General features: G+C 36.6%; 23 protein-coding genes. All 23 read right to left on the reverse strand.

Annotation, left to right across the window (positions count from 1 at the left end; translation table 11 throughout):
• Window positions 1–12: 12 nt before the first annotated feature.
• The 23 genes from rseP to fliQ all read right to left on the reverse strand — a co-directional run bounded on the left by rseP (window position 13) and on the right by fliQ (window position 20,573).
• Window positions 13–1,272 (reverse strand): RIP metalloprotease RseP, encoded by a 1,260-nt coding sequence (gene rseP / locus MKY02_RS16420; protein WP_038184205.1) that lies wholly within the window; start codon window positions 1,270–1,272, stop codon window positions 13–15.
• Between the two features lie 47 nt (window positions 1,273–1,319).
• Window positions 1,320–2,465, reverse strand: a complete 1,146-nt coding sequence (locus MKY02_RS16425; RefSeq protein WP_038184202.1) for a 1-deoxy-D-xylulose-5-phosphate reductoisomerase — start codon at window positions 2,463–2,465, stop codon at window positions 1,320–1,322.
• A 17-nt stretch (window positions 2,466–2,482) separates the two neighbouring features.
• On the reverse strand, window positions 2,483–3,277 hold the full coding sequence (locus MKY02_RS16430; protein ID WP_038184199.1) for a phosphatidate cytidylyltransferase: 795 nt from the start codon (window positions 3,275–3,277) through the stop codon (window positions 2,483–2,485).
• Window positions 3,278–3,280: 3 nt separating this feature from the next.
• Window positions 3,281–4,066 carry an isoprenyl transferase gene (locus tag MKY02_RS16435; RefSeq protein WP_038184196.1) on the reverse strand — a complete coding sequence of 262 codons (786 nt, stop codon included), beginning with the start codon at window positions 4,064–4,066 and terminating at the stop codon, window positions 3,281–3,283.
• Window positions 4,067–4,206: 140 nt separating this feature from the next.
• The gene (gene frr / locus MKY02_RS16440) at window positions 4,207–4,764 is read right to left on the reverse strand and encodes a ribosome recycling factor (RefSeq protein WP_038184193.1); all 558 of its coding nucleotides are present in this window, start codon (window positions 4,762–4,764) and stop codon (window positions 4,207–4,209) included.
• Complete coding sequence (gene pyrH, locus MKY02_RS16445) at window positions 4,764–5,489, reverse strand: UMP kinase (protein ID WP_038184190.1); 726 nt, start codon at window positions 5,487–5,489, stop codon at window positions 4,764–4,766. Before pyrH ends, frr begins: the two co-directional genes overlap by 1 nt.
• Window positions 5,490–5,575: 86 nt before the next feature.
• Window positions 5,576–6,460 carry a translation elongation factor Ts gene (tsf, locus tag MKY02_RS16450; protein WP_038184187.1) on the reverse strand — a complete coding sequence of 295 codons (885 nt, stop codon included), beginning with the start codon at window positions 6,458–6,460 and terminating at the stop codon, window positions 5,576–5,578.
• 102 nt (window positions 6,461–6,562) lie between these two features.
• Window positions 6,563–7,282 (reverse strand): 30S ribosomal protein S2, encoded by a 720-nt coding sequence (rpsB, locus tag MKY02_RS16455; RefSeq protein ID WP_038184184.1) that lies wholly within the window; start codon window positions 7,280–7,282, stop codon window positions 6,563–6,565.
• A gap of 155 nt (window positions 7,283–7,437) precedes the next feature.
• Window positions 7,438–8,010, reverse strand: a complete 573-nt coding sequence (locus tag MKY02_RS16460; RefSeq protein ID WP_340711549.1) for a hypothetical protein — start codon at window positions 8,008–8,010, stop codon at window positions 7,438–7,440.
• A gap of 8 nt (window positions 8,011–8,018) precedes the next feature.
• Window positions 8,019–8,330, reverse strand: coding sequence for a hypothetical protein (locus MKY02_RS16465; RefSeq protein WP_038184179.1), 312 nt, complete (start codon window positions 8,328–8,330; stop codon window positions 8,019–8,021).
• A 15-nt stretch (window positions 8,331–8,345) separates the two neighbouring features.
• On the reverse strand, window positions 8,346–9,116 hold the full coding sequence (locus MKY02_RS16470; protein WP_076034006.1) for a FliA/WhiG family RNA polymerase sigma factor: 771 nt from the start codon (window positions 9,114–9,116) through the stop codon (window positions 8,346–8,348).
• A gap of 93 nt (window positions 9,117–9,209) precedes the next feature.
• Window positions 9,210–9,548 (reverse strand): hypothetical protein, encoded by a 339-nt coding sequence (locus MKY02_RS16475; RefSeq protein ID WP_038184173.1) that lies wholly within the window; start codon window positions 9,546–9,548, stop codon window positions 9,210–9,212.
• A complete protein-coding gene (locus tag MKY02_RS16480) occupies window positions 9,548–10,045 on the reverse strand; it encodes a chemotaxis protein CheD (RefSeq protein ID WP_038184171.1) in 498 nt (165 codons plus the stop codon). Before MKY02_RS16480 ends, MKY02_RS16475 begins: the two co-directional genes overlap by 1 nt.
• A gap of 1 nt (window position 10,046) precedes the next feature.
• A complete protein-coding gene (locus tag MKY02_RS16485) occupies window positions 10,047–10,679 on the reverse strand; it encodes a chemotaxis protein CheC (RefSeq protein ID WP_038184169.1) in 633 nt (210 codons plus the stop codon).
• Window positions 10,680–10,695: 16 nt separating this feature from the next.
• On the reverse strand, window positions 10,696–11,142 hold the full coding sequence (locus MKY02_RS16490) for a chemotaxis protein CheW (protein WP_038184167.1): 447 nt from the start codon (window positions 11,140–11,142) through the stop codon (window positions 10,696–10,698).
• Between the two features lie 26 nt (window positions 11,143–11,168).
• Complete coding sequence (locus MKY02_RS16495) at window positions 11,169–13,232, reverse strand: chemotaxis protein CheA (protein ID WP_038184165.1); 2,064 nt, start codon at window positions 13,230–13,232, stop codon at window positions 11,169–11,171.
• A 13-nt stretch (window positions 13,233–13,245) separates the two neighbouring features.
• Window positions 13,246–14,343: a protein-glutamate methylesterase/protein-glutamine glutaminase gene (locus tag MKY02_RS16500; protein WP_235175723.1), complete on the reverse strand. Its 1,098-nt coding sequence runs from the start codon at window positions 14,341–14,343 to the stop codon at window positions 13,246–13,248.
• Between the two features lie 51 nt (window positions 14,344–14,394).
• Complete coding sequence (locus MKY02_RS16505; RefSeq protein ID WP_038184160.1) at window positions 14,395–15,267, reverse strand: MinD/ParA family protein; 873 nt, start codon at window positions 15,265–15,267, stop codon at window positions 14,395–14,397.
• Window positions 15,264–16,382 (reverse strand): flagellar biosynthesis protein FlhF, encoded by a 1,119-nt coding sequence (flhF, locus tag MKY02_RS16510; protein ID WP_038184157.1) that lies wholly within the window; start codon window positions 16,380–16,382, stop codon window positions 15,264–15,266. Before flhF ends, MKY02_RS16505 begins: the two co-directional genes overlap by 4 nt.
• On the reverse strand, window positions 16,379–18,412 hold the full coding sequence (gene flhA, locus MKY02_RS16515) for a flagellar biosynthesis protein FlhA (RefSeq protein WP_038184144.1): 2,034 nt from the start codon (window positions 18,410–18,412) through the stop codon (window positions 16,379–16,381). Before flhA ends, flhF begins: the two co-directional genes overlap by 4 nt.
• Before the next feature lie 23 nt (window positions 18,413–18,435).
• On the reverse strand, window positions 18,436–19,521 hold the full coding sequence (flhB, locus tag MKY02_RS16520) for a flagellar biosynthesis protein FlhB (RefSeq protein WP_038184141.1): 1,086 nt from the start codon (window positions 19,519–19,521) through the stop codon (window positions 18,436–18,438).
• Window position 19,522: 1 nt separating this feature from the next.
• Entirely contained in the window at window positions 19,523–20,299 is a 777-nt protein-coding gene (gene fliR, locus MKY02_RS16525; RefSeq protein ID WP_038184138.1) for a flagellar biosynthetic protein FliR, read from the reverse strand.
• Window positions 20,300–20,303: 4 nt separating this feature from the next.
• Window positions 20,304–20,573, reverse strand: a complete 270-nt coding sequence (gene fliQ / locus MKY02_RS16530) for a flagellar biosynthesis protein FliQ (RefSeq protein WP_038184135.1) — start codon at window positions 20,571–20,573, stop codon at window positions 20,304–20,306.

Genomic DNA, 20,573 nt, shown 5'->3' on the forward strand with positions numbered 1-20,573 from the left:
TATAATTATTTATTAAAAGAAAAATCTTTGAATATCGTTCCAAGTAACGACAATCATTAAAATCATTAACAACATAATACCAACAAAATGCACCATGCCTTCTTTTTGACGATCAACCGGTTTGCCACGTATAGCTTCAAAACCGAAGAATAATAGGCGTCCACCATCTAAAGCTGGTAGAGGTAATAAATTCATGATTCCTAGGTTGATACTTAAAATAGCTGCCCAGTTCATGACATTTGTCCACCCGTATTTAGCTACCTCTTCAGTTGCTTTGTATATACCAACAGGACCAGATAATGCATCTAGTGTAAATTTACCAGTTACAAGCATACCTAATAGTTCAAAGATTTTCATTGTCCATGTATACGTTTGCTCCACACCATACGAGAATGCTTTTAGTGGATTTTTTTCCATCGGACTTGAATATTGTACACCTATTTGTCCCATTTTTTGTTCATTTACTACAACTTCTTTTGGTGTTAGTGTAATTTGCGCTTTTTCTTCACCACGTTGTACATCCAAGGTCATTTCTTTTTTCGGGCTATTTTGAATAGCTTCAGATAATTCTTGCCAACTGTCAATCGCTTTGCCATTAATAGCCGTAACGACATCCCCTTTAGCGATACCCGCCGCTTGAGCTGGACTACCTTTTACTACATCAGCAATAACAGGCTCATTTGTTGGAATTCCCTGAACTAGTCCAATAACAATGAATATTATGCATGAAAGGATAAAGTTAAATAATGGCCCTGCAAAAATCGTCATTGCACGTTTACCTAATGATTTTGAATTAAACTGACGATCATAAGGAGCAATAATTGTTTCCGTGCCATTTTCATTAATAACTGCATCACGCGCTACATCATAACGCACAAGTTTTTCATCTTCGTCATAGCCTTCAATCCACAATTCCTTTTGTAGATCCGCCTTTTCAACTTCCAAAAATAACATGTCCGGTAGTTGCTTATTTTGATTTAAAACAATTTTTTCGATTTCATCTTTGTCATTCAGTTGCATACCGATTCTATAACCAGGTTGTAATTCGATATTGTCCATATCGTCTCCAGCCATTCGTACATAACCACCAAGTGGAAGTAATCGAATAGTATACAATGTTTCACCTTTTGTAATCCCTAAAATTTTAGGACCAAAGCCGATTGCAAATTCTCTAACTAAAATACCTGAACGTTTCGCAAAAATAAAGTGACCGAGCTCATGAAAAAATACAATTGAGCCGAACACTACTATGAATGCAATGATTGATTGCATGGAATCCCACCTTCTTCAGCTTGAAAAAATATCATTCAATCCTGTAGTTATTTTATCATGCTTTGAACTGATTTTCTCGTTTCTTTGTCTACGTGTAAAATAGTTTCTAAATCAGGTTGTAAAATGTTCACGTGTTTGTCCATAATTCTTTCAATAAGATCTTCAATTTCCAAGAATTTAATCTTTTCTTGCAAAAAAGCTCCAACAGCTGCTTCATTTGCCGCATTCATGGCTGTAAGAATTGTCCCTCCCATTCGACCTGCTTTATATGCGAAATCAAGGCAGCGGAAACGTTGTAAATCTACATTTTCAAAATGTAATTGAGATATTTTCGCCAAATCAAGACGTTCTGCGGTTGAACGTGGTAAACGCTCAGGATAACTAAGAGCATATTGAATTGGTGTTCGCATATCAGGTGTACCTAGTTGAGCCATAATACTAGTATCATGATATTCAACCATTGAGTGAATAATACTTTCTCTATGTATTAACACGTCAATATTATCATAATCCACATCATATAACACTGCCGCTTCAATGACTTCAAGTCCTTTATTCATCAATGTTGCTGAATCAATTGTAATTTTGGCTCCCATTGACCAGTTCGGATGATTTAACGCCTCTTTTATAGTTACGTTTTTTAAATCTTCACGCGTTTGATCGCGGAAACTACCACCAGAAGCAGTTAATATTAAACGTGAAATGTCTTTTCGGTTCTCGCCGTGCATCGATTGCCATAAAGCTGAATGTTCACTATCTACTGGTAAAATTGCCACACCATGTTTTTTAGCTTCCGACATTACTATATGACCGGCAGTAACTAATGTTTCTTTATTAGCAATGGCAATATTCTTCTTAGCTTTAATCGCAGCTAATGTTGGTTCTAATCCAACACTACCTAATACTGCGTTGACCAACACATCAGCTTCAGGGCAAGTAGCTACGTCTAGTAAGCCTTGTGCACCAAAAACAAAATCAGTTTTCGGAAACTCTTTTTGCAATGCAACTGCATCTTCAGCCAATTGCACTGATACGATAAGAGGTTTAAATTCCTTTACAATTTCACGTGTTTTTTCGATATTTTTCCCTGCAGAGAAGGCTACAAGTTGAAACGAATCTTTATGGTCCTTCACAATATCTAACGTTTGAATACCAATAGATCCTGTTGCGCCTAGTAAACTAATTGATTTCATCAAAATATTCTCCTTCTTCATCCAACAAAGTGCAAGAAATGCAACAATGGTAATACAAATAATAAACTATCAAAACGGTCTAAAATACCGCCATGTCCAGGTAATATTTTACCGGAGTCCTTTACATCATAATGACGTTTAATCGCTGATTCTACTAAATCGCCCAATTGACCGAAAATAGAAGCAATAACCGTTACAATAATTAAAGTGACATATGTTGTTTCAATACCAACAATCAGTTGGAATAGTATTGCAAAGACAATAGCGGTAACAATCCCGCCTACAAATCCTTCAATTGTCTTATTTGGTGAAATTTCTGGCCACAATTTGTTTTTTCCAAGCTTGCGCCCTACAAAATAAGCACCTGAGTCAGTTGTCCACACGATAACCAAGGCATAGATAACATATTCTAACCCTTCCATTCGTGTTTCAATCAAATAATGGAAACCCATACCTACATAAAGCACACTAATAATAACAAACCCTACTTCATCATAGGTGAACTTGTTTTTAATTAGCACTGTATAAATTAGTAATAGAATAGCACCTAAAAATAGAAATTCCATTTTCGAATAAGATGTTACTTCTAAAACTTTTGCCTCCCAATCATTTGGCATTAGCAAAATAAACATTGTTAGTAATGTTAGAATGCCTTGTACTGAAAATAGCGATATACCCTTCATTCGTAAAATTTCATACAGACCAACTGCTGCCATCGCATATACTAATAACGAAAATGGAAGTCCTCCCAAAACAACAAATGGTATAAATAACGCAGCAGCAATGACGCCTGTGATAATACGCTGTTTCACGTTTTATTCCCCTTTCAATCCTCCGTATCGACGATTACGTTTTTGATAATCGTTCACCGCATCTAAAAGTGAATGTTCGTCAAAATCCGGCCAGAGCGTGTCAGTAAAACAAAATTCAGTATATGCTAGCTGCCAAAGCATAAAATTACTCAAACGAATCTCTCCGCTTGTACGAATTAATAAATCAGGTTCTGGTAACTCACTAGTCATTAAATGCGTTGAAATACTATCTTCTGTAATATCTTCCAATGCAATTTCACCATCTTGAGCTTTCTGAACTAATTGTTGTACCGCTGATACTATCTCAGAACGGCTACCATAATTTAGTGCAAAATTTAATACCATCCCTGTATTTTTTTCCGTATCTTTCATCGCTTTTTTTACAGCATTTTGTGTATGTTCAGGAAGAGAGTCCATTTCTCCAATCATAGCGATTCGAATATTCAGTTCCATGAGTTCGGGTAAAAATGAAGTTAAAAATTCCTCAGGTAAGCGCATTAAAAATTCTACTTCCATTTTAGGTCGCTTCCAATTTTCAGTTGAGAAAGCATACAAAGTAAGAGCCTTCACGCCAATCGCATTTGCAGCCCTTGTAATTTTACGAACATTTTTCATACCTTCATGGTGACCAGCTACACGTGGCATTGCACGTTTTTTTGCCCAACGACCGTTACCATCCATAATAATAGCAATGTGTTTGGGCACAATTTCTCCAGTCATATCTGAAATTCGTTCCTGTAAATTTCGATTTTGTTTATCTGATTTTCTCCATACGAGTTTATTCAACATTTAGAATCCTCCACTAGCTTACAAATCGGAACGTATACTTCATCTATCATATCAAAAATAAGAATTCTTTTCCTTAATCTTGTTTAAAAAAAAGACGTCCCCTTAGTTAGGACGTCTTTTAGAAAACAAGGTTCTTGAAATTAAACTGCCATTATTTCTTTCTCTTTTTCTTTAGCAAGTTCATCAACTTTTACAATGCTTTCGTCTGTAGCCTTTTGGACATCATCAGCATAGCCGCGTAAATCGTCTTCTGTAATATCGCCATTTTTTTCGAGCTTTTTGAAATCCTCATTTGCATCACGACGCACGTTACGAATTGCAACTTTAGCATCTTCAGCAGACTTTTTAACGACTTTAACAAGTTCTTTACGGCGCTCTTCAGTTAATGCAGGGATTGCTAAACGAATTACATTCCCATCATTAGTTGGTGTAATACCAATATCTGATTTCATTAGTGCTTTTTCGATATCACCTAGAACTGTTTTGTCATATGGTTGAATTACTAAAAGACGAGCTTCAGGAACAGATATACCTGCTAATTGATTAATTAGTGTTGGTGCACCGTAATATTCAACTGAAATTCGGTCTAATAGTGAAGCGTTCGCACGTCCAGCACGAATTGAAGCTAGTTCGCGAGAATACGCGTTGATTGTTTTTGTCATTTTCTCATTCGCTTGAGTCATCACTTCTTTAGGCATTACGAATTCCTCCTAACAACTGTGCCAATAGTTTCACCCTGAACGGCACGTTTAATATTTCCATTCTCCATTATTGAGAATACTATGAGCGGGATATCATTGTCCATACAAAGTGTTGAAGCAGTAGAATCCATTACCTGCAAACCTTGTTGAATAACTTCTAAGTATGTCAAATTATCATATTTTACTGCATCTGCATTTGTTTTTGGATCAGCTGAATATACGCCATCTACATTGTTTTTCGCCATTAATATTACATCGGCGTTAATCTCAGCTGCACGTAATGCAGCTGTTGTATCTGTCGAGAAGTAAGGATTACCTGTACCAGCCGCAAAAATAACTACGCGTTTTTTCTCTAAATGGCGTACTGCTTTACGACGAATATAAGGTTCCGCTACTTGTGTCATAACTATTGAAGATTGCACGCGTGTTTCAACACCAAGGTTTTCTAATGAATCTTGTAATGCTAAAGCGTTCATCACAGTAGCTAACATACCCATATAGTCCGCATTTGCACGTTCCATACCCATTTCGCTACCGATCTTACCTCTCCAAATATTACCGCCGCCAACAACAAGGGCAACTTCTACTCCTAGGTCCACAACTTCTTTAATTTGTTCTGCTACTGATTTTACGATATTAGGAACAAGTCCGAAGCCTTGATCCCCTGCTAAAGCCTCACCGCTTAATTTGATGACGACTCTTTTGTATTGTGGCACACTCATTGGAAACCTCCGTCATACTTTTTTCTTGAAAAATAGGGAACACGAAAAGCTGTGCTCCCTAGTCTGATATATTAAATGTGTAATAATTAGTTACCTTTAACTTGGTTCATTACTTCTTCAGCAAAGTTGTCTTCGCGTTTTTCAATACCTTCGCCCACTTCATAGCGTACGAATGATTTTAAAGTACCGCCAGCAGCTTTAACGAAATCGCCAACTTTTTGGTCTGGGTTTTTAACGAATGGTTGGTCAAGAACACAGATTTCTTCGAAGTATTTACGTAGACGGCCTTCAACCATTTTAGCTACGATATTTTCTGGTTTACCTTCGTTAAGAGCTTGTTCAGTTAATACTTTACGCTCGTGATCGATTTCTTCTTGAGAAATTTGGTCATGAGTAATGTATTTAGGATTTAAAGCTGCAACGTGCATAGCTACGTCTTTAGCGACTGAAGAATCAGTTGTTCCTTCAACTACAGTTAATACGCCGATACGACCGCCCATGTGTAGGTATGGTCCGAATGAGTCAGCGTCAGTTTTTGTAGCGATTTCAAAACGACGAAGAGTGATTTTTTCACCAATTTTAGCAATCGCATTTGAAATGTGATCCGCTACTGTTAAACCGTTTTCCATAGTAGATTCTAAAGCCACTTCAACTGAAGCAGGTTTAGTAGCTAGAAGGTAAGCTGCTAATTCTTTTACAAGAACTTGGAAGCCTTCGTTTTTAGCTACGAAGTCAGTTTCAGCATTTACTTCAACTAGTACAGCTTCGTTTCCTTCTTCTAAAATGAAAGTTGTACCTTCAGCTGCAATACGATCTGCTTTTTTAGCTGCAGAAGAAAGACCTTTTTCACGTAGGAAGTCGATTGCTGCGTCCATATCTCCGTCTACTTGTACTAATGCTTTTTTACAATCCATCATACCGGCACCAGTTTTTTCGCGTAATTCTTTTACCATTTGTGCAGTTACTGCCATTGTTAGTTCCTCCTTGTGTAATCATGTTATGAATTTTTTTGTTTTCTCAAAAAAAGGCGATAAGAGGGTTTAGCCGCTTATCACCTGTTTCTTACTTGTGAATTACTCTGCTGCAGCTTCAGTAGCTGGAGCTTCTTCTTCACCTTGTTTAGACTCAATTAAAGCGTCTGCCATTTTTGCAGTTAATAATTTAACAGCGCGAATTGCATCGTCATTTGCAGGAATAACGTAGTCGATTTCATCTGGATCACAGTTAGTATCAACAATACCTACAAGAGGGATGTTTAGTTTGCGTGCTTCAGCAACAGCAATACGTTCTTTACGTGGATCTACAACGAACATAACATCAGGAATACCTTGCATGTCGCGGATACCGCCTAAGAATTTAACTAAACGTTCGTGTTGTTTTTTAAGTTGAACAACTTCTTTTTTAGGAAGAACTTCGAAAGTACCGTCTTCTTCCATTTTTTCGATTTGTTTCATACGAGCAACACGTTTTTGGATAGTACCGAAGTTAGTTAAAGTACCACCTAACCAACGTTGGTTAATATAGTAGTTACCAGAACGCTCTGCTTCTTCTTTGATAGCTTCTTGTGCTTGTTTTTTCGTACCAACGAAAAGCACTTTACCACCATCAGCACCAACTTGGCGCATGAAGTCATAAGCTTCCTCTAATTTTTTAACAGTTTTTTGTAAATCGATAATGTAGATACCGTTACGCTCAACAAAAATGTATTTCTTCATTTTTGGGTTCCAACGGCGAGTTTGGTGACCGAAATGTACACCAGCCTCAAGTAATTGTTTCATAGAAATTACTGACATGTGTGTTTCCTCCTGAAAATGGTTTTTTTGTCCTCCGTATTCGTCATTTGTAAGAGTAACTCTATTAAAAGAGCACCTGCTCCATACATCAGAATACGTGTGTATTGTAACACCACTTGCTACTATATCACACAATACTTACAACTGCAACAAATTTAGTGTTTAAACTTTAGTATCAGTTCAATTTCAGTTTTACCTTTTTGTAAAGATTTTGCAATTTCTTCGATTGATCGACCTTGAGAATATAGTTCTCGAACTTGATCCTCTACCGAAATTTCTATGCCTGCTACGGTCTCTTTTTCCGTTTGAAGAACTGCTTCAAACGTTTGGTGTTTTTTTTGTGGTTGAGTTTGGTTCTGATTATAAGCTTTTGCTGCAACATTTTTTGATGCACTAATTGTTGATAGTAAAAAAGCTTCTTCGCTTTTTTGCTTTTGTTCCCTTTCAGGTACAACTGGAACTTCTTTTTCTTCCAACAATTGTACCACCGGCTCATTGTTAGTTGTTTTATTTATTATATTAATGTTGGAAAGCTCTTCGATTAATCGATTGTTTTCATCACGCATTTCAGCCAAATATGCACCAACAGCATTATCCATGTCATCTTTTAAACGCTCTTGTTTTACTTCAATATCTTTAAAACGAGAAAGCTTAGTATATAGCATGATAATTAAAAAAAAGCTGATGATTTGCGCCATGAATAAAAAGACAAGTATTGCAACTACCATTGTTGCTCCTAACCGCTATAATCCACAAATTGTCCTTTATATGGATGTTTAGCTTTTTCTTTCACTTCTTCTGAGTCATGCTTTTTCTTACTATTCTTGCCACTACCTGATTGATTATTCGCAGATGGATCTTCATCTTTAATCTCATCGGTACTTTCCGATTCCAATACAGAAGTGCGATTGCGCTCAATTTGGCGTTGCAAAGCTGCATTGGCCAAGTCTTGGTTCGTGTTTACTTGTTGTTGTGCTTGGTCAGCCATTTTACCCGCTTCAAATGTTTTTGGAATAGCTATTTGAAGCTCGACACCTTTTAAGCTCATACAACATGCCTCCATTTATGCATTTTGCATTTCAGATGATAATAGATTCCGCAATTTAAATAATGCTTTTGAATGGATTTGTGAAATACGTGAAGTTGAAAGCTCTAGCATTTCTCCAATTTCAGTGAGTGTCATTTCTTCTGTATAAAACAGACTTAATACAAGTTGCTCTTTCTCATTTAACTTCAATATATTGTCCGCAAGATCCCCGAGTAATTCCATTTTCACAACTTCTTGTTCAGGTGTTTTCACAGTATCATCACGGATAATAAATGATTTACCTTCATGATCATCCTGGTCTGAAGACTGCTCGTCCATTGATAATACATTTGAAATAAAGTGTTCTTGCATTGTTTGATAGATATCATCAACAGGCACATCTAAAGTAGCAGCAATTTCCTCTGGTGTTACATGACGCATTAAACGTTGTTCTAACGACTCAATTTGTGCATCTAATTTTTTTGCTTTTTCACGAGCAGAACGTGGAAGCCAATCTTCTTTTCTAAGACCATCAATAATAGCACCACGAACGCGAAATGATGCATATGTATCAAATTTCAAATCACGAGTTGGATCAAATTTATTTAATGCATCGAAGAGTCCCATCATTCCAAGGCTTGTTAATTCATCCCTTGACACATTTTTAGGTAAGCCAGTACTAATACGCTGTACGTGATAGGATACTAATGGGATATACTTTCGTATTAGCAAGTCTCCTGCACGAGGATCTCGTTCAGCAGTCCAGCTACTCCAAAGCTTCTGCTCTTCATTAACAGTTGGTTGCATCGCCGAATCCTCCCATTTAGTAAAGTACAATTTGTAAATCTATTATATCAATCTATTTCTGTATAAAATCCTCTAATTCCAAGCAAATCATGATCATTTGATGTCTTCTAACATCATGGATTGAACTACTTTTGCTACTTCTTCAGCATTTTCTTCAATGTTATTATTCGTTTGACCAGTCTGTTGCTCTTTTACTTGTTCATTGTTCATTGCAAGTTCACCCTCAGCATGAGTCTCTTCTGATAGTGGTGAAAAAAAGACAAATGCAATGACAAAACGTACTAAAAACGCAATTAAAAATACGACTAACGCAACAATAAATGAACTTGATAATATCGTCGTTGGCGTCTTAAATGATTGGAATGTTATGAAAAAATAAATTGAAAATCCAATCAGAGAAGCCCAACAATTCCATAAAATAGAACCAACCATTATATATCTTTCACTCCTTGATTTACTGTTCGAATATTTAATTTGGTCGTTTGTAAATCAAACTCTATCGTTCGACCACTACTACCACCAGTATCTTCCGCAATTAGAGGAATGGACAGTTTCTTTAATTGCAACTTCACAGCCTCTACATTGCGTGGTCCAATTCTCATAGAATCTCTACTCGATGTAAATTGGAACATCTGCGCCCCTCCAGCTATTTTTGCTTTTAGCTTAAAAAGTTGGATCCCCTCTTGTTTCAGTTGATTTACCATGGCAGGAATACCTGTATCGGCAAATTTCGCCACATTGATCGAGTCTGTTCTACCGAGTTGTGAATCTGGAAGCATCACATGAATTAACCCTGCTATCCCTTTTGATTCATCATATAACACTACACCTACACATGAACCTAATCCAGATGTTCGGATTGTGTTAGGCGCTTTTGCTACGTCCATTTGAGCTATTCCTACTTTGACTACACTAGGGCTATCTATCATATTAAGAAACTCCTAATGCTCTAAAAATAGATTCAAAGGAGTCGGGATCAGGTAACAAGAAGAAATGTCCTCTTACAGTCTCTGTATCTCCCATATTTTCTTCATAAATCGTAGTATCAATGACGATAACATGATCGCTCACTTGAGATACTTCAATTAATCCAAAACTGATAATAGCACCAAACATATCAATACTTAACGCAGGTGGAGTTGGATAAATTTTCAAACCAGTGAAATCCGAGAGCGCTGATAAGTATGAGCCCGATAAAATATTTCCGAGCTCTTGCATTGCAGAAAAACCTAATTCGGAAACAGGTGTTTTACGGAAATCAAAGCCTTCATCTCGTATTAATTTTTGTATGAAGTGATTAGCTTGTTCAATCGGTAGAATAAAGAACATTCCACCTTTAGCATCTCCTTCAATTCTCAAATAGATGCCAGCGACTACTTGTTCCGCACCGCCACCTCTTTCCATCATTTCATTAAATGACACCATTTCAACTTTCGGTACACGCATATCTATTTTTGTATTCAATAAAGATGAAAGAGCAGTAGCAGCATGCGCTGCTCCAATGTTACCAATCTCTTTCAAAACATCTAAATGTAATGACGTGATTTTATCTTGAAATGTCATAGGTTCATACCTTTCTTTACTTTAACGTATTTAGTACTTTATCTAAATGAAGCAAAATAAGAAGGCGCTTACCGACTTTCGCAACACCTGAAATGAATTCTTCTTCTAATGAACCAACCACTTCAGGTTGCGGTTCAATTGATTCCTTTGGTATATCCATTACATCATTAGCTGCATCAACAATAAATCCTACTTCCATTTCATCCAATGAAATAATGATGATTCTAGTACTTTCATTATCTGAAGAAGTATCCAAGTCAAAACGTTCGCGTAAATCAATGATTGGCGTTACTACACCTCGTAAGTTGATAACACCTTTCACGTATCTCGGTGTTTTTGGAACACGTGTAATATGCATTGTTTTTTCAATTCCTTGAACTTGACTAACAGGAATTGCGTACTCTTTATCTGCCAATTGAAAAACAATTACTTTCAAACTTTCTATATCGAGCGTATTTACCATCATTTACACCTCTTTCAATCATTTCATTATTTAATAAGCGCGTTACAGTCTACGATTAATGCAACTTTTCCGTTACCAAGAATTGTTGCACCAGAAATAGCAAAGACATTTGTTAAATAATTTCCTAAAGCTTTCAGAACAATTTCTTGTTGTCCAATAAATGAATCAACAACTAGTCCAGCCATTTTCTCACCTTTACGGACGATGACCACTGAATGGAACTCTTCATCTATTGCTTCATTACGTGGTACTTCAAAGATTTCCTCTAAAAATACAAGAGGCACAACTTTTCCGCGGAAATCAATTACTTTTTGATTGTGTGCATTCATAATATCCGAAGAGCGAATAATTGATGTTTCAATAATTGAAGATAAAGGAATTGCATAAATCTCTTTTTCAATTTCCACAAGCATTACAGAAATAATAGATAATGTTAACGGTAGTTGAATTGAGAACAATGAACCTTTACCCTCAGTCGATTCGATTGTAATATTCCCACCTAAAGATTCTATTGTGGATTTAACTACATCTAGTCCTACACCACGACCGGATACGTCTGAAATAACGTCTGCCGTTGAGAACCCGGATGATAAAATTAATTCATTTACTTGATTGTCTGTCATTGATGCTGCAACTTCTGGCGTTACGACACCTTTAGAGATTGCTTTAGACAATACTTTTTCACGGTTAATACCTGCGCCGTCATCCTCTAATTCGATGAAGACATGGTTACCGCTATGGTAAGCACGCAGAACGATTGTACCTTCTTCTGGTTTTCCTTTAGCACGACGTACTTCAGGGCTCTCAACACCATGATCTAAGCCATTGCGAATTAAGTGAACAAGTGGATCACCGATTTCATCAATAACAGTACGATCTAATTCTGTTTCAGCTCCGATAATTTCTAGATTTACTTTTTTGTTTAATTCACGCGTTAACTGTCGCACCATTTTAGGGAAACGATTAAATACTGTTTCAACTGGCACCATTCGCATTGTTAAAATGATATTTTGTAAGTCCCCAGAAATTCGGGACATTCTTTCAACTGTTTCATTTAGTTCGCTATGATTTAATTCTGACGCGATTGATTGTAAACGCCCACGATCAATTACTAACTCTTCAAACAGATTCATTAAAATATCAAGTCGTTCAATATTCACACGAATTGTTTTACTAGTTGCGTGACCACCACCATTTTTTACAGGTGTCTTTTTAGCAGCAGGTGCATCGACAGATTCTTTCTTGGCAACCTGTTGTTGTGGTTGTTCTACAACGGCTTGTTCAATTTGTGGAGTTTCTACCGTTCCTAGCATTGCTTGATTTAAGACTTGGAAATCAACTAGCTGTACAATGACACGATCTACTTCAGATACTTTTAACAATTTCTTTTCAATATCTTCAGCTGGCTCTTTTGTTATAAAGGCAATATAGAAGTCATTATCAAATTGCTCTTCTTCAAGCTTTTCAACAGAAGGAGATGATTTGATAACATCACCCAATTTTTCAAGTAATTCAAACACCATATATACGCGTGCTGCTTTTAATAAACAATCTTCACGTAGATGAACTGAAATTTCATAAGTGTTAAAGTCTTGTTCTTGTGATTGTTGTATAACCGTTAATTCAAAGTCATCGTATTCAAGTAACACTGCGGGTTCAACATTTGTAGTTGCTGCCACTTCGTTATTTGAAATTGTATTCGTAAATACTTCACCTAATTCAATTTTCTTTAGAGATTCTACTGTTGCACTTACATCCTTTTTCCCATCTCCACCACTTGCAATATCGTTAACCATTTCTTCAAGATGGTCTACTGACTCAAAGACAACATCCAAAATTTCTGGTGTAACCTTAATCTTTTCGTTACGAATAGCATCTAAAACATTTTCCATTTTATGAGTTAAATCAGCTAAATCTTCGAAGCCCATTGTCGCTGACATACCTTTTAATGTATGAGCATTACGGAAAATATCATTCACAATTGCTAAATCATCTGGGTTTTTCTCTAATTCTAGTAGACTTTCACTACAAGACTGAAGATGCTCTTTACTTTCATCAATAAACACTTCTAAATATTGATTCGTATCCATAGAATGGCCCCCTTTAAGGCAAATATTTCATTATCGTATCTGCAATATCATCTACATCCGCTACTTCATCAACTAATCCAGTTTCAAAAGCAGCTTTAGGCATGCCATACACAATACATGTATTAGCAGATTCAGTAATGGCTATAACTTTTCCTGTATTCTTTAATTGAATTAAACCCTTCGTTCCATCGGCACCCATTCCCGTCATAATAACGGCTATTTTATCAATTTCATGAAATTGACAAGTATCTTCAAAAAGTACGTCAACAGAAGGTCTATGCCCTCCACGAGGAGGCTCTTGAGCATCTAGTGTGATGCCATAAGACATACCTATTTTGCGAAGTTTCATATGATAGCCACCAGGAGCTATGTAAGCAACTCCATTTTGCAAAATGTCACCATTTTCAGCTTCTTTTACAGTAATATCAGCCAGTTGATCTAATCGATTGGATAATGACTTTGTAAAACCAGCAGGCATATGTTGAACTATTAGGATGGGAGCTTTGATGGTTGCCGGTATTTTAGTAATGACTTCTTGTAAAGCTCTTGGACCTCCAGTTGAAGTACCAATAAGTATCAGTTTCTTAGTATGAGCTGACCATTCTTTTTTGACTTGTGTTGCAGCTGTTTCAGCCATTCTTATCTGTTGCTGAACTCTCGGTACATTTCGTGATAAAAGACCAGAACCACTCAATTCTCCAGTTAATTTAGTTGTATTTGATTGGACAATCGTTTGCCGAAGTTTTGAAACTTGTACATTTGCAGCATGTTCAACTTTATACACAAGATCATTTTTGATTTTATGTAAATCAAGCGAAATTGTACCACTAGGTTTAGCAATAAAATCAACAGCACCATTTGCCATTGCTTCTAAGGTCGAATCCGCACCCCGTTCTGTCGTACTTGATAGCATAACAACCGGTACTGGTGACTCTGCCATGATTCTTTTAAGAGCTTCTAAACCATTCATTTCTGGCATTTCAACATCCATAGTCACAACATCAGGCTTAAGACTTTTAATCTTGCGCAATGCATCATTACCGTTACGAGCCGTGCCTATAACTTGTATTTTAGTATTATCCGTAAAAAAATCTGATATGAGCTTCCTCATAAAAGCAGAATCATCAACGATGAGTAACTTTTTCGGTTGAGAAATGTTCAACTAATCACGACCTTTCGAAAAAATACTCTTCAATTTAGACAAAAACTTATTCGTCTGAGCCGGTGCATGTACTTCCTCAATGCAATCTTTCATATAACGATAAGTTATATCTCGTAACGTTTTCGTAATTGGCGCATTTGGAAATAAAATCGAAAAAGGAACTTGTTTACGAACAGCCTGTCTTACAAGTGGGTCTTCAGGTAAAGACCCTAACACAGTGACTTCTTTTGACAAAAATCGTGACATAGCATGGCTTAAACGTCTAAGGGCATCAGGACCTTCTTCTTGATCCATTGTACGATTACAAAGAAGATAGAATTTTTTCTCTGGGTCTTTAAAGTGAATATATTTCATCATTGAATAAGCATCTGTAATTGATGTTGGCTCAGTTGTAGAAATGACAATAATATCTTCAACAGCGACTAACAAATCTAAAGACCAATTAGTTGCTCCTGCTCCCATATCGAACACTATGTAATCAAATGACTTTTGCAACGCTTCAAATGCTTCAATCAAACGATTAAACATTTTATCAGACCATTCCATTAGCCCAACCATACCCGTACCACCGGAAATATATTGCAAACCATTTGGCCCCTCAAAAATAACCTCTTGTAATGAACACTCCCCCTGTAAATAGTCCTTCAAACTTTTCCTAGCACTTTCACCTAAAAGAATATGAATATTGCCCATCCCGATATCCATATCAACAATGACAACTTTTTTACCATAAGAGGCTAAAGTATTAGAAAAATTCGTGGTGAAATTGCTTTTTCCAACGCCACCTTTACCACTGACAACCGCAATAGATTTCCCTATTAATCCTTGGCTACGCATCATATACATTCTTAAAGATTCTGCTTGATCTCTCATTTCCTATCTCCTTGAAAGAACAATTCAACTACACTTTCTAAAGAAGCCTCCTCAATATCCTCTGGTACTTCTTGACCAGTCGTATAGTAAGCAAGTCCTTTATTATATTTAACCATTAAATTAATCATTGAGCCAATAGAATTTGTTTCATCAAGCTTAGTAAATATTAGTTTAGTAATAGGAAATGCCAAAAATTGTTGAATTATCGTTTCCATGTCTCGCTCTTTTGATGTCATTGATAGGACTAAAAAGCTTTCCATGTTTTGTTCGAAATCGATTAATTTTTGTAAATCTTCTACGTACTTCACTTCTTTGTAGTTACGCCCAGCGGTATCTATAAAGATTAAATCTAGATGATCAAATTTTTCTAGCGCATGTTCATAGTCTTGTTTGTTGTAAACAATCTCTACAGGTGCTTGTAATAAATTCGCATACGTTTTCAATTGTTCAATCGCAGCAATTCTATACGTATCAGTCGTAATGAAACCTATTTTTTGTTTCTTCTCAAGTACGGCTCTAGCAGCCATTTTGGCAATTGTTGTCGTTTTACCAACTCCAGTTGGTCCTAAAACGTTTATATATTTTTTCTCATAAGAAATGCCACCGAAAGGAAGTTGTTCAATACTAGCTATTAGAGATTCTTTTGCAAGTTTGAAAAGCTCCTCTTGCAATAAATCTCCTTTACTATTTTTTATAATTGCAAAAAGCTCATCACCAATACATGTGACAAGCTCTTGATTTAGCTCCTGTTTCTCTAGTTGTTCAATCAGAGGTAAGAGTTCATCTGGATACTTGGCCCCTACAGAGTGTCGTTGCATTGATTGCATAAGTAATTTTAGATCAGCTATTTCTTTTTTGATTTCTTCAGAATTTTGATCTGAATGAATACTTTTTTCAATCAAAGGCTGAACTGGAGCTAGAAGAGGCGCAGACTCTCTTACTTCTGCGCGATCTAGCCCTGCTACCACTTCAATACTTTTCTTTTTGAATAATCCTAAAAAACCCTTTGAATAAACTACTTTTGAATTGACAATGACTGCATCATCACCAAAATCAGCACGAACTTTTTTCATTGCGGCTGGCATTGACGGTGCTACATACTTTTTCATTTTCATTCAACATTCACCACCCCAACACTTTGGATCTCAATTGATGCTTCCAGTTCATTATACGAAAGAATTGGAATTTGAGGGAAATATCTCTCTGTCAATTGTCGTAGGTACATTCGAACAGCTGGTGAGCATAAGATCACCGGAGATTGTTCAAAGAATGCAATACGTTCTATTTCTCTTGCAATAGATTCTAATATCGCTTGAGAATCTTGTGGATCCATCGCTAAATAGTTTCCGTGATCCGTTTGTTGAATACTATCTGCAATCATTTTTTCCACTTTAGCAGCTACAGTTAATACTTTTAATTCTGGCTGACTGCCTGCATGCTGAGCAGTAATTTGACGAGCAAGTGCTTGGCGGACATACTCAGTAAGAACATCTACATCTGATGTTAGCTTTGCATAATCTGCTAATGTCTCGAAAATAATTGGTAAATTGCGAACTGAAACATTTTCTTCCAATAATTTTGCCAATACTTTTTGAATTTCACCAATTGATAATGGCGTTGGTGTTAACTCTTCAACTAAAATTGGTGCTGATTCTCTTAAATGATCGATTAATTGTTTTGTTTCTTGGCGACCAAGTAAGTCTGAAGCGTTTGCACGAATAATTTCAGTCAAATGAGTAGAAACAACACTAGGCGGATCTACTACTGTATACCCAAGCATTTCGGCTTCCTCTTTCACTTGCTCAGTAATCCATTTTGCAGGTAAACCAAATGAGGGCTCTACTGTATCGATTCCTTCAATGGAGTCATCATCTCCAGGACTCATTGCTAAGTAGTGATCTAATAATAGTTCACCTTGCGCAAGTTCGTTCCCTTTTATTTTGATACGATATTCATTCGGTTGTAATTGAATATTATCGCGAATACGAACAACCGGAATGACAATCCCTAACTCAAGCGCAAGTTGTCGTCGAATCATTACAACACGATCTAATAAATCCCCACCCTGGGCTGCATCTACTAATGGTATTAATCCATATCCGAATTCAAATTCAATTGGATCAACATTCAATAAATTAATGACATTTTCTGGACTTTTCAGATTATCAGAAGCCACTTCTTCTTCAATTTCTTGTAACTCTTCAATTTCTTCTTGTTTTTGATGACTTATACGATAGGCGACGAATGCAAGTAGCCCAGCCAATGGCACTGTATAAATTAATTCAATTGGAGTTACAATCCCTAACAGAAAGATTGTACCTGCTGCAATATACAACAACTTCGGATTAGCAAGTAATTGCCCCGTAATATCTGTACTTAAATTACCGTCAGAAGCTGCGCGGGTTACTACAATACCAGTTGCTGTAGAAATTAATAATGCTGGAATTTGTGATACTAAACCGTCACCTACTGTTAAAGTAGAGAACAAATGCACTGCTTCAGAAAACTCTAAATCCATTTGCACAACGCCGATAATCATTCCTACAAGCAGGTTAATGATGACGATAATAATACCTGCAATGGCGTCCCCTTTTACAAATTTTGTGGCACCGTCCATAGCTCCGTAGAAATCGGCCTCATTACTTACTTTTTCACGTCTTTGACGAGCATCTGTTTCAGAAATTAATCCTGCATTTAAATCTGCATCAATCGCCATTTGCTTACCTGGCATCGCATCCAATGTAAAACGGGCTGCAACTTCAGAAACACGCTCAGACCCTTTCGTAATAACGATAAACTGAATGATTATCAAAATTACGAACACGACTAAACCGACAAGAATATTGCCACCTACAACAAAGGTACCAAATGTTTCAACTACGTTCCCAGCTTCACCACCACTTAAAATTGCTCGGGTTGTTGAAACATTTAATCCTAAGCGAAACAATGTAAGTAATAAAAGTAATGATGGGAAAATTGAAAATTGAAGTGCCTCTTGCATGTTCATAGCTGTTAATAAAACTAATAACGCTAGCGATATATTAATAATAATGAGAAAGCTTAACATCCACGGAGGTAGAGGGATAATGAGCATCGCTACAATTAAAATAACTGCCGATAATACCCCTATGTCGCGAATTTTCATACTTGTCCCTCCTGCTTAAAACTTTAAATTTTGCGTTTAATACGGTATACATAAGCTAAAACTTCCGCAACCGCTTTGAAAAACTCGTCTGGGATGCGGCCCCCAACTTCCACTTGATCGTACATTGCTCTAGCCAATGGTCTATTTTCCACCATCTCAACATCATTTTCTTTGGCAATCAATTTAATCTTTTGTGCGATAAAGTCGGTCCCTTTAGCTACAACTTTTGGCGCATCCATACTTTCATCATCATACTGCAGCGCGATTGCATAATGGGTTGGGTTGGTTATAACCACGTCCGCTTTAGGTACTTCCGACATCATACGACGCATGGCCATTTCACGTTGACGTTGTTTAATTTTTGATTTTATGAGAGGGTCACCCTCGGTATTTTTATATTCATCTTTAATATCCTGCTTGGACATTTTTAAGTTTTTTTCATAATCAAACTTCTGGTAGAAATAATCCAAGATTGCCACACAAAATAATGTAAGTGAAGCTGCAATCCCCATTATTACTGTTAATTTTCCAACAGTTATTAAAGTGACCCACGGAGATTTAAAAGACAAACTTAGTACATCATCTATATTCATGAGAAGAATAACTGTTGTAACTGATCCGATAAAGGTTATTTTTAAAACTGATTTTAATAACTCAATAATAGCCCTCATTGAGAACATCCGTTTTAAGCCTTTAATTGGATCAATCTTCTTTAAATCAAATTTTAATGACTCTGTTGTAAAAAGTAATCCAAATTGAAAGAAGTTTCCCGCGAGACTAGCAATTACCGCAATCACCATAATAGGTAACAAGACAAATGCCATCTCAATCATGACTTCTTTATAGACTTCCATAACTGAGCTAATCGAAATGGATTCAACTAACAAGTATCGACTAAATGTTTGTTTAAAAAATGCCATGACGCTATCTCGCATAGAGGCGGCGCCAAATAATAAAAATAAAAAAACAGATAGGAGGACAATTGCACTTGTGACATCCTGACTTTTTAATACTTGACCTTTTTTTCGGGCATCTAATCGTTTCTTTGGCGTTGCTTTTTCAGTTTTTTCTCCCGCAAAAAATTGCAAGTCTAGACGAATATATTGCATCTTATCCACCACCTATTAGAACCATAAAATCACGCATACTAACAATCATAATATTAAATAACTTTTGAATAACTGCTACCATTACCCCCATCATTGCTACAAGAACTAGAAAACTCACACCAATTTTAATTGGGAAACCAACCACAAAAATGTTCAACTGTGGAACTGTTCTAGCTGTTATCCCTAAAGCAATATCAACTAAGAATAACGTAGCAACAATTGGGATAGCCATTTGAAAGGCAATACCAAACACTGTAGCAAACATTTTAATAATAAATTCAGTGGAATTTTCCGATCCAAAGGATGGCCACATTTCACCAATTGGCAAGTATTCATAACTATAATAAATACCATCTAGTAGTAAATGATGCCCATTGATACCTAGCAATACTAACAATGCCAATGTATTAAAGAATTGTCCTAAGAGAGGACTTTGTGCCCCTGTCTGTGGATCTATAATATTCGCAATAGCAAAACCCATTTGGAAGTCTATAAAACTTCCTGCTATTTGGATAGCTGACATAATCATATAAGCAATTAAGCCGATAATTAAACCAACCATGGCTTCTTTCATAACTAATAATATGTATTCCCCGTTTACTTCCATAGGAGTAACGTCAATTGTGTAGTACATCATCCATGCAATTACTGCCGCTAATGTAAGTCGCATTTTCGACGGGATTGTTTTATAAGAAAACAAGGGTACCGTTATAAAAAATGCCGAGATTCGCACAAGAATGAGAAGGAACACAGTTACTTTAGGTACTAGTTCTTCCATTCGATCACCCTACATATCGCAGTAAATTTTCAAAAATATCTGTTGCATACGAAGTCACTTGCGTAAGCATCCAAGGTCCAAAAAACACAATACCGACTAAAACAGCGATAATTTTTGGCACAAAGGCAAGCGTTTGCTCTTGAATTTGTGTCGTTGCTTGGAAAATACTGACCGCCAAACCAGTAATTAAAGCGATTAGTAATAAAGGCCCTGAAGTAAGTAGGACAACCATGATCGCACGTTCTGCAACTGAAATGACCATTTCACCTGTCAT

The organism is Viridibacillus sp. FSL R5-0888, from assembly GCF_038009105.1.
GTDB classification, from domain to species: domain Bacteria; phylum Bacillota; class Bacilli; order Bacillales_A; family Planococcaceae; genus Viridibacillus; species Viridibacillus arenosi.